This window comes from Enterococcus cecorum DSM 20682 = ATCC 43198, assembly GCF_000407565.1.
In the GTDB taxonomy this organism is placed as follows: Bacteria; Bacillota; Bacilli; order Lactobacillales; family Enterococcaceae; genus Enterococcus_E; species Enterococcus_E cecorum.
The window spans coordinates 339,451-352,229 of sequence record NZ_ASWI01000004.1 but is presented as its reverse complement, the minus strand read 5'-3'; the positions used below and the strand labels follow the sequence as shown (position 1 = coordinate 352,229).

General features: G+C 36.1%; 16 protein-coding genes. 1 reads left to right on the top strand and 15 read right to left on the bottom strand.

The annotated features are described in order from the left end of the window. Nucleotides 1–11: 11 nt before the first annotated feature. The 4 genes from dltB to argF form a co-directional block, all read right to left on the bottom strand. Nucleotides 12–1,217 carry a D-alanyl-lipoteichoic acid biosynthesis protein DltB gene (dltB, locus tag I567_RS07635; protein ID WP_016251660.1) on the bottom strand — a complete coding sequence of 402 codons (1,206 nt, stop codon included), beginning with the start codon at nucleotides 1,215–1,217 and terminating at the stop codon, nucleotides 12–14. A 1-nt stretch (nucleotide 1,218) separates the two neighbouring features. Further along, nucleotides 1,219–2,715, bottom strand: a complete 1,497-nt coding sequence (gene dltA, locus I567_RS07630) for a D-alanine--poly(phosphoribitol) ligase subunit DltA (protein WP_016251659.1) — start codon at nucleotides 2,713–2,715, stop codon at nucleotides 1,219–1,221. A 12-nt stretch (nucleotides 2,716–2,727) separates the two neighbouring features. Then, nucleotides 2,728–2,877, bottom strand: coding sequence for a teichoic acid D-Ala incorporation-associated protein DltX (locus I567_RS07625; protein WP_016251658.1), 150 nt, complete (start codon nucleotides 2,875–2,877; stop codon nucleotides 2,728–2,730). A gap of 308 nt (nucleotides 2,878–3,185) precedes the next feature. Next, complete coding sequence (gene argF / locus I567_RS07620; protein ID WP_016251657.1) at nucleotides 3,186–4,202, bottom strand: ornithine carbamoyltransferase; 1,017 nt, start codon at nucleotides 4,200–4,202, stop codon at nucleotides 3,186–3,188. 160 nt (nucleotides 4,203–4,362) lie between these two features. Here argF and I567_RS07615 point away from each other — a divergent pair, with 160 nt between their 5' ends. Then, the gene (locus I567_RS07615; protein ID WP_016251656.1) at nucleotides 4,363–4,701 is read left to right on the top strand and encodes a winged helix-turn-helix transcriptional regulator; all 339 of its coding nucleotides are present in this window, start codon (nucleotides 4,363–4,365) and stop codon (nucleotides 4,699–4,701) included. 59 nt (nucleotides 4,702–4,760) lie between these two features. Here the strand turns inward: I567_RS07615 and I567_RS07610 are convergent, their stop codons facing one another. The 11 genes from I567_RS07610 to I567_RS07565 all read right to left on the bottom strand — a co-directional run bounded on the left by I567_RS07610 (nucleotide 4,761) and on the right by I567_RS07565 (nucleotide 12,773). After that, nucleotides 4,761–6,077, bottom strand: a complete 1,317-nt coding sequence (locus tag I567_RS07610; protein ID WP_016251655.1) for an FAD-dependent oxidoreductase — start codon at nucleotides 6,075–6,077, stop codon at nucleotides 4,761–4,763. An 89-nt stretch (nucleotides 6,078–6,166) separates the two neighbouring features. Further along, nucleotides 6,167–6,544 carry a VOC family protein gene (locus I567_RS07605; protein WP_016251654.1) on the bottom strand — a complete coding sequence of 126 codons (378 nt, stop codon included), beginning with the start codon at nucleotides 6,542–6,544 and terminating at the stop codon, nucleotides 6,167–6,169. Continuing rightward, on the bottom strand, nucleotides 6,534–7,361 hold the full coding sequence (locus I567_RS07600; protein ID WP_016251653.1) for an HAD family hydrolase: 828 nt from the start codon (nucleotides 7,359–7,361) through the stop codon (nucleotides 6,534–6,536). Before I567_RS07600 ends, I567_RS07605 begins: the two co-directional genes overlap by 11 nt. Nucleotides 7,362–7,395: 34 nt before the next feature. After that, complete coding sequence (locus I567_RS07595; protein ID WP_016251652.1) at nucleotides 7,396–7,797, bottom strand: NUDIX domain-containing protein; 402 nt, start codon at nucleotides 7,795–7,797, stop codon at nucleotides 7,396–7,398. A 163-nt stretch (nucleotides 7,798–7,960) separates the two neighbouring features. Then, on the bottom strand, nucleotides 7,961–8,596 hold the full coding sequence (locus I567_RS07590; protein WP_016251651.1) for a nitroreductase family protein: 636 nt from the start codon (nucleotides 8,594–8,596) through the stop codon (nucleotides 7,961–7,963). Between the two features lie 132 nt (nucleotides 8,597–8,728). After that, nucleotides 8,729–10,114, bottom strand: coding sequence for an oxaloacetate decarboxylase subunit alpha (locus I567_RS07585; protein WP_016251650.1), 1,386 nt, complete (start codon nucleotides 10,112–10,114; stop codon nucleotides 8,729–8,731). A 19-nt stretch (nucleotides 10,115–10,133) separates the two neighbouring features. Continuing rightward, nucleotides 10,134–10,259, bottom strand: coding sequence for an OadG-related small transporter subunit (locus tag I567_RS13045; protein ID WP_016251649.1), 126 nt, complete (start codon nucleotides 10,257–10,259; stop codon nucleotides 10,134–10,136). A gap of 16 nt (nucleotides 10,260–10,275) precedes the next feature. After that, complete coding sequence (locus I567_RS07580) at nucleotides 10,276–11,391, bottom strand: sodium ion-translocating decarboxylase subunit beta (RefSeq protein ID WP_016251648.1); 1,116 nt, start codon at nucleotides 11,389–11,391, stop codon at nucleotides 10,276–10,278. 15 nt (nucleotides 11,392–11,406) lie between these two features. Next, nucleotides 11,407–11,805: an acetyl-CoA carboxylase biotin carboxyl carrier protein subunit gene (locus tag I567_RS07575; protein WP_016251647.1), complete on the bottom strand. Its 399-nt coding sequence runs from the start codon at nucleotides 11,803–11,805 to the stop codon at nucleotides 11,407–11,409. Nucleotides 11,806–11,819: 14 nt separating this feature from the next. Further along, nucleotides 11,820–12,164, bottom strand: a complete 345-nt coding sequence (locus I567_RS07570) for a hypothetical protein (protein WP_016251646.1) — start codon at nucleotides 12,162–12,164, stop codon at nucleotides 11,820–11,822. A gap of 153 nt (nucleotides 12,165–12,317) precedes the next feature. Beyond that, nucleotides 12,318–12,773: a phosphate-starvation-inducible PsiE family protein gene (locus tag I567_RS07565; protein ID WP_016251645.1), complete on the bottom strand. Its 456-nt coding sequence runs from the start codon at nucleotides 12,771–12,773 to the stop codon at nucleotides 12,318–12,320. Between the last annotated feature and the right edge of the window lie 6 nt (nucleotides 12,774–12,779).

The following is a 12,779-nucleotide window of genomic DNA, read 5'->3' as shown; positions in this document are numbered from 1 at the left end:
CCATTCATTTATTATTTAAAAAAAAGTTGATCTAAAAATCCTGAAAAAATCAAAAAGCTAAACGCCACTGCATGGAAAGTTGCAACAACCGCTAAAGCATGCGTAAATTTATTGGATGGCAATTTATCTTTATGTTTTTTCTTAAAGCGTAGATAGGCATCGGTTAAGCAAATCAAAGTCGCATGATATAAACCATAGACAATATAATACCAAGTTAAGCCATGCCAAATCCCCATCAATAAGAATAACGCAAAGTACCCAACATTACTAGCAACTATACGACTCTTAAAGACTTTTTTCTTCATTAAGGTAAACATCAAGCGCATATAAACATAATCTCTAAACCAGAAAGATAAGCTCATATGCCAACGATTCCAGAACTCTTTAATATTCCAAGATAAAAATGGCTTATTAAAGTTCATCGGTGTATCATAGCCCATCAAATTACTTACGCCCACTGCAAATAAACTATAACCGGCAAAGTCAAAGAAAAGATATAAGCTATATACGTACATCACACCAACTAATGGTAGCGAAACACCGTGATAACTTAAGGCTAAACGCTCTACTAATGGTAATAATAAACTTCCTAAATAATAGCCAATAATAAATTTATACAAAAAGCCTAAAAAGATTCGCGTAACACCTTGGGCAATCATTTCTAAGTATTGTTCAGCACTTAGACTAGCCTTTACATCTTTTTCAAAGCGGCGATAACGATCAATAGGTCCCGAAGAAATCGTTGGAAAGAAAAGCAAGAAGCGAATATAGCTTACTGGATGATATTCCTTAATCATGCCATCACGAATTTCCATGACCATCTGTACCGACTTAAAGGTAAGATAACTAATCCCTAAAAATCCAAACATTGAGGCCTTGCCTTGCTCAAAAAACGGGGTTAGTTTGCTTAATGTCAGCGGCAAAATAGCTAAAATCACCGCCAAATAAAACAATGGTGTCGAATTATTTTTTTGGCGAATCTTAAAATAGCCCCAGACCAAAATCGTTTGGAATACGACATAGCCAATCAATGCCAGACCTTGCTTATAATCACTACCACCAAAACTTACAAATAAGAAAAATAAGGTAATCAGTGCTTCATAAGTTAAAAAGCGGCGTTGATATTTTAATAGACCAAAGACAATCGGTAAAATCAGTAAAAAAACATAACCGAAATAAGTAGGATTAGCATAAGGAATCATGTGAGGAAAATTCATCTTATGTATTCACCTCATTCATTAAACCTTTGCGATCAATCTTGCCATTGGCGGTTCGTGGCAATTCTTTCACATAGACAAAACGCTGCGGAATCATATAATCCATAACGGTTTGGGCTAACTCAGCTTTGATTGCCTTAGTGAGTTCAAACTCTTTAGCAAAATCATTTTCTTTCGCCACCACAAAAGCGAATAATTGTTGCACTTTATGATCTTTATATTTCGGTACCACCGTTGCTTTATCCACGTAGGAAACTTTCATTAAGTGATGGTCGATATCTTCTAGTTCCATTCGAAAACCATGTAACTTCACTTGGAAATCAATCCGGCCATTATAATGAAGTAAGCCATTTTCATCTAAACTACCCGCATCACCTGTCTTATAGGCTGGTTGCCCTTGGTACGTAATAAAGGCTTCTTTGGTCTTTTCAGGATTGTTCATATAGCCTTTTGAAACACTTGGCCCCACAATCACAATTTCGCCGACTTCATTTACTGCTTGCTCCTTGCCTTCATCTATAATCACCACTTGGCAATCTTCTTTGACATATCCAATCGGCAAACGAGCGCTATGGTCAATAATGTCTTGCGTAATTTGAATCTGTGAAATAGCAACCGTCGCTTCCGTTGGTCCATAAGTATTAAAGACTTTTGCATTTGGGAAACGATCCAATAATTTTTGGGCCGTTTGTTTCGTTAACTCTTCCCCACAGAATAGAAAATGGGTCAATTCTTGCAAATGCTGACCGTCAAATTCAGGGGCCATTAAACAAATATCCACAAAAGATGGCGTAGAGACCCAAACATTGATGCCTAATTTTGGCAAATGAGCGAATAACGCTTTAAAGTCATCTACTATTTCTTTAGCTAGTGGCATCAATGAACCTCCAGCACATAAAGCAGGATAAATACTCATCACTGACAAATCAAAAGAATAAGGTGCTTGAGATAAGAATTTTGGCTGGTTCGGTAATTGGAAATCCTTTAACTCCCAATCAACAAAACTCACTAAATTATCATGAGAAATCTGTACACCCTTTGGCACACCAGTTGTTCCCGAAGTAAAAATAATATAAAAGTTTTCATCTTTGGTTACTGGTTCTAATGACAAAGTCTCATCGATTGGTTGCTGAAGTACTTCATTAAAGCTTAGCACTTTCATATCTGGCGCAATACCTGAATCAAAATCATCCACTGCTAAAATACAAGCCGGTTGCGCCGTTTGTAAAATTAAGCGAATACGTTCACTCGGCGTATGACTTTCAATTGGAATATAAGCATGCCCAGATTTGACTGCTCCTAAGAAAAAGGCAAGCATTTCAAATTGTAAACCACCGTAAACCACAACAGGTGCACGATTTGGAAAAAGTTTTGCTAAATAATAAGCAATATGATCAGATTTCTCTTTTAAATCTTGATACGTATATTGGCACTGATCATCACTGTAGACAAGTCTATCTCCTGCCTGCTGATCAATTCTTTCAATGATAGAAACCATCTTTCAACCCCCCTAAAACTCGTTATAAATAAAACTACCACCTTGGATATTCTTGTAATGATACAAATAAATCAATGCAAGCAATATGCCAAAATAAAAGAGGGTTTTAGCTGTAAATAATAACCAATAATTTAATCGAGGTCGTGATTTTAAAAAGTTCATGTTAACTGCCTCCTTCATCATGGGTAATTATAGTTGCCCATTAAGTAATGAGCAATCAATTGTTAAGTGAATTTAACTTTTTCACGCTTTCTTAAAATAAACTTAAACTTTTCTACTAACCGTAAATAGTATAACACTATTTCAATAATCTGACTATGCGACTTTAGTCCTATACTATGAAAAACAAGCATAATTATAGACTATGTAAAGGAATTTTAGTACATATCTTTATAAAAACGATAACAAAAAATGAACTTTCAAACGATTGATGTCATCGTTTGAAAGTCATGTGAAAAAATATACGAGCATTAAACCTTTGGAATGAATAAATGGCCTAAAGTCGCAGCCATGATTGCCTTAATCGCATGCATTCGATTTTCAGCTTGAATAAACTGTTTGGCATAGGATGCTTGGAAAACTTCATCTGTTACTTCCATTTCCTTCATGCCAAATTGCGCAAAAACTTCTTGGGCTGTTTTGGTCTGTAAATCATGAAAGGCCGGTAAACAATGTAGGAAAATTAAACCATCCTTATTGCCGGTCAATTTAACTAACTCGGCATTGACTTGATAAGGCAGTAGTTCTTTGATTCGCGTGGCTATTTGCGCTTCTTCTCCCATCGAAACCCAGACATCGGTATATAATATATCGGCCCCTTTGACACCTAGAGCAATCTCATCTGTCAATTCTATCTGACTCCCCGACTCAAGGGCAAATTGTTGCGCCACCTCCAAAATTGCTTGACTTGGAAGTAAATTTTTCGGACTAACAATCGCCACATTCACACCTAACAAGGCACTGGTTACTAATAAAGAATTCGCCACATTATTGCGTCCATCACCACAATAAACCAATTTCAAGCCTTCTAGGTGTCCAAAATGTTCCTTGATAGTCATAAAATCAGCAATCATCTGCGTCGGATGCCATAAATCGGTTAAACCATTCCAAACCGGCACCCCTGCATATTGCGCTAAAGTTTCAACCGTTTCTTGCGCAAAGCCACGAAATTCAATACCATCAAACATACTACCGAGTACCTTCGCTGTATCAATAACCGACTCTTTTTTGCCTAATTGAATATCATTGGCACCTAAAAATTCAGGATGTGCTCCCAAATCATTCGCCGCTACCGTAAAAGCACTTCTAGTACGCGTCGAAGTTTTTTCAAATAATAAGGCAATATTTTTCCCTGCTAAATAAGCATGCGGGATATTTTTTTGTTTTAATTCTTTTAAATGTATCGCAAAATCAATCAGATACATTAATTCTTGTTTCGTAAAATCCTTTTCCGCTAAAAAACTTTTTCCTTGAAATACTGAATTCATCTAACCACAACCTTTTAATATTTATGCGTTATTATACACATATTCACGATATTTTTCAATAAAAATTCATATTTTTGCATAAATATTTCATTCTAAATAACTAGCTTTCATTTACTACCTTTTGTATAATGAAGAAAATAGTTAGCAAGAGGAAAAACTAATGAACGATTTTCAATTCACATCAGAAGAGATTTACACTTGTCCGGCTGAAGCTTTAGCAAATCTACTAGGAAGAAAATGGGTCCCGCAAATTATTGAAACGCTAGCCATTCAAGACACACGCTTTTTAGAATTAGTTCGGCAACTTGATGGTAGTACACCGAAAATGATTAAACAGCAGCTTGACCTACTGATTGCCAATGAAATAGTCAAAAACGAAAAAATAACCATTCAAAATACCGTCGAATCTACCTATCAACTCACGACTAAGGGACGTGAACTCTTTCAAATAGTCAAACAAATGAAACACTGGGGACAAATAAATCTCATTTGCCATTAAAAAAGCGAATAGCAAAATGACTTCTTGCCAATTTGCTATTCGCTCAATATGAGATAAATCTATTTTAAGACATCATTTAAGGCTTCACTCATTGTTGGGTGCGTATAGATTTGGTCACGTAACATTTGATAAGGTAGATGGGCATTCATCGCTAAAGTAATTAGGTTAATTACTTCATAAGATTCTTCACCAAAAATAGTCGCACCAAGTACTTGGTCTGTTTCTTCATCTACAAGAATTTGCCACATTCCTACTGGGTTTTCTAAAATATTTGCCTTTGGTACATTACTATTAAGATATGTGAACTTACGATACTTCATTTTCTTTGCTTGAGCTTCTTTTTCATGTAATCCTACATGAGAAAAAGCTGGTTGGATAAACATAGTATATGGCACATTAGGACGATTATTGACTGAGCGATACTTATCTTGGAATAGTTGATTATAAACAATACGGAAATCATCCAATGAAATATAAGTAAATTGTAAGTCTCCTCTAACATCACCTAAAGCCAAGACATTTTCTACCGCTGTTTGTAAGAATTCATCTGTTTGGATAGCACCTCTAGCATCAACTTGAATATCCGTATTTTCTAATCCTAATGCTTCGGTATTGGGTTTACGTCCAGTTGCTACTAATAAATAATCAGCTGTCAATACTTCGTCAGCTAAGGTTACAGTTACATTTTCTGCGGATTCATCTATTTTTTGCACTTGGGCATCTAATTTGAAATGAATCCCTATTTTTTCAGCCTGTTCTTGAATTAAAGTTACGAAAGCTTCATCTTCACGTCCTAATAATTCGCGATTATCTAAAACAGTTACTTGACTACCAAAATTAGCAAACATAAATGCAAATTCTAATCCAATATAGCCCGCACCTAAAATCACAAGTCTTTCTGGTTTAGCAGTTAGATCCATCATTTCTTTGGATGTTCCTACTCGTTTTCCTAAACTTAATCCTTCAATCTCAGGAATCACTGATTTTGAACCAGTATTGATAAAGATACGCGCTGCCTTTATTTCTTCTACATCTCCATTTGGCAATTGCACTTGTACAGTATGATTATCTTTAAATTGAGCGTACCCATGAATCACTTCAATTGTAGCTTCATCTGCTAGCATGTGATAATTTTTATGACGTAACTTATCAACAAGGATACGTTTTTTCTCTGCAGCAACAGTAAAATCACGTTGCTTCAAACCTTGAGTAATTAAAGTTTTAGATGGAATACAACCTACATTAATACAAGTACCACCATACATTTTATCATCTGCTTCGATAACGATAACTTCTTCTTGATGACTAGCTAACTTTTTGGCTAATGTTTTTCCACCTTTACCAAAGCCAATAATTAAATTATTCATTTCACGCATAATAAAAATCCCCCTATTCTTTGTTTCAACTACAAATTAGTTTTAACATAAGCGAATCAGGAGGACAATTAGGTACTTTAAAGTAACTACTAAACAGTAATCTCAATTTGATTGCCTTCAGGATCTTGTAAGACTGCTTCATAATAGCCATCGCCAGTTGTGCGCGGACCACTTAATAAGGGATAGCCATCTGCATTTAATTTTTGCGCAAAGGCATCTACTTTTTCTTTACTACCCAGTGAAATGGCTAAATGATGATAACCAAGTTGTTCAAATCCATGAGGCGCTGTATGAAGTTTTTGCATAAGCTCTAAACGTGCACCAGATTCAAAACTCAAAAAATAAGAAGAAAATTTGGTTTTTGGATTATGGTACAACACTGAACTTTTGGCTGCAAAATAAGTTTCGTAAAAGTCACGCATTTTTTCTAAATCATTGGTTAATAAAGCGACATGTTCAATTTTCACCTGTACTTCCTTCTTTCTTTTCCATTAAGGATAATAATAATTCAATAGTTTGTAAGACACCCTCTTCGTCATTAGATGGAATAATAAAATTTGCCTGATTTTTTAACTCTTCTACTGCATTTCTCATCGCAAAACGAAAATTGGCTTGAGCGAATAATTCCAAGTCATTCCAACCATCTCCAAAGGCTGCCGTTTCTTTGGAACTTATCTTTAACAATTCTTGGAGTTTTGCAACGGTACTACCTTTGTGTACACCTTTTGCTGCAATATCAATCCACTGCGTTTCTGAAGCAACAATATAAGCATGCTCCATAAAATCAGCTAATTGTTGCACCGTTTCTAAACAACGACTAGCTGGATCATAGACCGTCACCTTGATAAAGTCATCGGTTATTTGCTGAAAATCATTTGTTTCAATCGCACCAGGATAAGAAGCTAGAACTCTGTTTTTATGAATCTTGGGGATATTTTGATCAATATATACAGCATTTTTCGTATAAGCTATGATTATTTGGTCTCTATGAATCGCTTGTAACCGAGCAATCAAAGCAAGGGCAATCTGGTTATCTAACAGCTGCTCATATAAAAATTTCCCTTGATATTTGATTCTGGTTGCACTGTCTGCTAAAATCCAGATTTCATCACTTATCTCAGTAAATAACTCCTCCACTCGTGCACTACTTTTGCCTGTACAGACCCCAAAATCAATCTGATTTTCTTTTAACTTTGGCCATAATTTTAGAAAATAATCACGATTATATGCTCCTTGACTATTTAAAAACGTGCCATCCAAATCAGTTAATATTAATTTTAACAACTTATTAATCCTCTTAAATCGAACAATATCAATACTACAAAATTTCACTTACGATTTCTTCAAATTGTAAATAATCATATTTTGGAAACACCATTAGCTTTGACAGCTGCTTCCATTCAAGCCACATTGGTTCATAACTATTATGCGGATGACTGCGTTCTTTTTCTTCCCCCTGAATCTTTAATGGCAGACAGGAGTAATTGGTTTTAGCAAAATAAAATACATTTCCTTTTTCAATTATAGAATCAAAAATATCTGATTGTTCGATAGCCAAACCTAATTCTTCTGCAATTTCTCTGATAGCGGCTTGTTGAATGTTCTCATGCGCTTCTACCTTTCCACCTGGAACAACATAATAATTCCTGCCATCCTTATATCGTTTTATGATTGCTACATATCTGACAGTTTGATCTAGTACAAACATACTCGCACGCATCGACTGATTTCCTCCAATAAACCAATTATGAATCATTTTTATAACTTACACTCTTTTCAAATAGTCAATTCATTATTTTCAAGCTAAAATACTCTTATATTCTAGCAAATCAGCTAAAAAAAGAATAGTCAATCACCAAAAGGATCAACTATTCTTCCGTTTTTTATTTAAAAACTGTAATCTTTTCAGCTGATAAGCGTACAGACTCATAGCCAGTTTCCATTGCTTTACCAATCGATAAAATCATTACTGGATGGAAACGCTCCTCATCTAAATCAAAGGCCGCAGCTAATTGATCCGCATCAATACCACCGATTGGATTCGTATCATAGCCATGACTTCTAGCTACTAGCATCAACTGCATGGCCACTAAACTCGCATCAATTTGTACAATACGTTCCATTTGTGCCTTATTTAGACTGTCATACATTGGCACAATCGCAGCTAATTGTTTTTCCATGACTTCTTGTGGCATCAATCCACGATTTACTGCTTCTTGATAAATTTCTTGAGCATACTCTTGACACTTCAAATCCCCAAAAATTAAAATCATGGCTGAAGAAGTTTCGTTTTGTAAAGTGTTAAAGCGAATCAATGGTTTTAACTTGGCTTTTGCTTCCTCGCTTTCAACAATCACAAAACGCCAAGGCTGTAAATTGACAGATGACGGCGCTTTAGCAGCTTCATCAATTATTTGTAATAACTCACTATGTTCAATTTCGTAAGATGGATCGTAATTTCGAATCGAGCGACGGTTCAATACGATATCTTGAAAATCATTATTATGTACTTGGCTCACAAATATCCTCCTAAAAATAATTTTTTGCTTTAAAAAATTAAAAGCAAAACTATTCTAACATACAATGGGCAAACATAATAATAACTTGCTTATCAATCAGAAATTTGAACCAACCACTTAATGGGGCTCATCTCAAAACTTTACTGTCACTGTTTGAACAGGCACATCATAAAATTTATCTTCTCTACGACCTAAGAAATCACGACCTTGTTTTGGAAAGAGTGCATAAATCAAGACATCTTCTTCTGATTTCGCATATTGCGCAATTTCTTTAGCAAACTGATCGTATTGGTCCGCTAACAAATCAGCTGGTCGGCAAGTAATGACTTCTTCTTGACCAATGATTTTTTCCTGCATTTCTTTTGAGATTGGCATGGGTGGCCGTCCATATAGCCCTTTGACATAATCTTTAATCTCTTTTGGAATTAATTTATAGCGTTCCCCTGAAATCACATTCATCAAAGATTGCGTACCAACCATTTGTGACAAAGGCGTAACCAATGGGGGATAACCTAAATCCGCCCTCACTTTAGGCACTTCTCTTAAGACCTCTTCGTATTTATCTTGCAAACCTTGCTCTGTTAATTGACTCAATAAATTCGAGAGCATGCCACCTGGTACTTTATAAAGTAAGGTTTTTGGTTCGACATCTTTGACTTTAGGATTTAATCTTCCTTCTTTTCTGAAACGGTCCCGAATTGGATTAAAGTATTCTGCAATTTCTGAAAGCTTATCGATATCTAGTTTTGTATCAAACCCTAGCTCTGTTAAGGCTAAATCCATCGACTCAGTGGCTGGTTGACTGGTACCTCCTGCAAAAGAAGAAATAGCTGTATCAATAATATCTGCCCCAGCTTTGGCACATATTAAATAAGTCATTTCAGCAATACCACTGGTTGCGTGTGTATGAACTTCAACCGGTACTTTTAAGGCGGTTTTTAATTTGCTCACAAGTTCAAAACCAGTTTGTGGCATTAATACCCCAGCCATATCCTTGATACAAATGGAATCAGCACCCATCTTTTCCATTTCAACGGCTAAATCAACAAAATAATCCACAGTATGAATCTCACTCGTCGTATAACTAATCGCTGCTTGACAATGGCCGCCAGCTTTTTTCGTCGCGCGGATGCAAGTCTCTAAATTACGCACATCATTTAAGGCATCAAATACACGAATAATATCAATGCCATTTTCAACGGATTTTTGTACAAATTTTTCTACGACATCATCGGCATAATTCTTATACCCTATTAAATTTTGACCACGCAGCAACATTTGTAACTTCGTATGCTTCACTTCAGCTCGAATTTTACGCAATCTTTCCCATGGATCTTCATTTAAAAAACGTAAACAAGCATCAAAAGTCGCACCACCCCACATTTCTAAAGCATAAAACCCTGCTTCATCTAATGTTTTTAAAATTGGTAACATATCTTCTGTACTCATTCTTGTAGCGATTTGGCTTTGTTGTGCATCACGTAATATGGTTTCTGTAAAACGTATAACCTTAGACATATTGACCCTTCTTTCTATCTTACTTCTTCACCTTAAATAGTGTAGCCATTAATTTAGAAGCAAGATAAATCAAAATCATCACAACAAAAACGCCACCCCAACCAAATAATAAAATTTCTAGTGCTTTGGCTAAATTCTCAGACATTTTGCTTCCTCACTTTCTACACTAACATGGATAGGACTAACCCACCGGCAATCACCGAGGCAATTTGACCAGAAACATTTGCGCCAGCCGCATGCATTAAAATAAAGTTTTGTGGATCTTCAGCGGTAGCCATTTTTTGAATCACACGACTAGACATTGGAAAAGCCGAGATACCCGCTGCTCCAATCATTGGGTTCACTTTGTCTTTTAAGAAGAGATTCAAAAACTTCGCAAATAAAACACCACCAACACTATCCATCACAAAGGCAACTAATCCTAGCGCGATAACCATCAATGTATCCCAACGCAAAAACTCACTGTATTGCATCTTTACTGAAACAGCTAGGCCTAACAGAATGCTAATTAAATTGACTAGTTCATTTTGGGCACTTAAAGAAAGCCGGTCCAAAACCCCACATTCTCTAAGTAAATTGCCAAACATTAAAAAGCCCACCAATGGTAGTGAAACTGGTGCAATAATGCCAGCAATCACACAAATCACAATTGGGAAGATGATTTTAGCCGTTTGTGAGACATTATGTGCTTGGTAGTGCATACGAATTTGTCGCTCTTTTTTGGTCGTGACTGCTTTAATGGCAACAGGTTGTATAATCGGTACTAAAGCCATATAAGAATAAGCAGCCACCATAATCGCTCCTAAGTATTTAGAATGTAAAGTATTAGCCACGAAAATCGAAGTTGGTCCATCAGCCGCACCGATAATGCCAATTGACGCCGCATCATTCAAATCAAAACCTAGCAAAACAGCCATAATAATTGTAAAGAAAATTCCAAATTGCGCTGCGGCACCAAATAAAAGTAGGGAAGGATTTTGTAACAGTGGACCAAAATCAATCATCGCACCGATACCGATAAACAATAATAATGGGAATAGTTCTGTATTAATCCCAGCTTCAAACAGAATTTGAAATGGTCCTTTTTCATTTCCCGTCATCAATACACCTGAGAATGGAAAATTAACTAAAATCGTCCCTAACCCAATTGGTACCAAAAGTGTAGGTTCATATTCCTTTTTAATCCCTAAGTACATTAAAATACCACCAATGACCATCATCACAATGCGTCCTGGTTCTTGGATAAAGACTTGTAAGCTATCCATTAAAGCTTGCATGACTCTCACTCCATTCTATTCAATCACAATTAACGGATCTCCAGGATTGACCATTGTATTAACCTCAACACAAATTTGTTTGACAACCCCACTGCGATGCGCGACAATTTCATTTTCCATCTTCATCGCTTCTAAGATCATCACAGGTTGATTTTCTTGGACAGAATCTCCAACATTTACCAATAATTTCAAAATATTACCTGGCATAGGGGCAACCAGTGGTTCAACATTACTGGAAACTGGATTAGGAGCTACTGCTGCCTTAGGAGGTTCTGGAGATGCTGGTGCAACTGGCGCAGTTGGAGCTACAGGGGCCGCTGGTACGACTGGAGTTACGGGTGCACTTCCCCCGATTTCCTCCATTTCCACTAAATATTCTTTACCATCAATTGATATTTTAAATTTTCTAAGCATAACAATTCCTCCAACTAAATTTTTTCTTTAATAGAATGGATTTTCCATTGACTTTCTGGATAAATTTCAGCTGCCAAACTCGCTGCAATCAAGCTAATCACTTTGGTATCAGGGTTGACCTGCTTAATACTTTTTACTTGCCAAGTACTATCAGGGGTATCTCCTGCACAAATCGCACTGCTAATAACTGCCGCAAGCTCTCTTTGGCTTCCTTCTACCTCAACAAACAATGGTATTTCACGCCACTGTTCACCTGGTTCCTTATTATGAACTTGTTCGGTAAAAGAAGTTGCTATCTCTTGATTATTTTCTAGCCTTTTTCCTTCTTTTTTTCCGAATATTTTTTGCCACCAATGCATGTTAACCACCTCTTAATGTTAGCGTTTACATTTATCTTTAAAAAAATATTTCTCATCAATATTGTAACGCTTTCACAGTTATAATTGCAAGTATTATTAAACCTTTCACATAATTCTCATTGTATTTAAACAAAAAAGAGCAAGGCCTAAACCTTACTCTCCGTTTTCTTTTTTCATTTTGGCAATCATTTGCTTGACCAATATCTCTGGCTTAAACGACTTGAGATGCTCTAGTATATATAAAACAATCACTAAAACTAAAATCGCAAAAGCCATAAACAGAGTCTCTAAACCACTTCCATGGGTAAGTAACAATTGTCTCAAGATGGCGGTAATACTGATTAAAACCAAATAGCGCACCGGAATATGATGATTATCGCGGACGTATCTCAATAGCATCAAAATAATCTCTAAAAGGATAAATAAGGTAGCTACCTCTTCAATCAGATAGTATAGAGAATTGGTACTCTTTAACGGCACAACTTGTTGGAAAATCGAATAAATCGCCTCTCCCATCACAATAATGACGATAACGACCAAAATACCTAACAAAAGATCTACTACTGCACTGACAATTTTTTCTAAGGTGCTGATTTGTTTATCGTTCATCTTTTC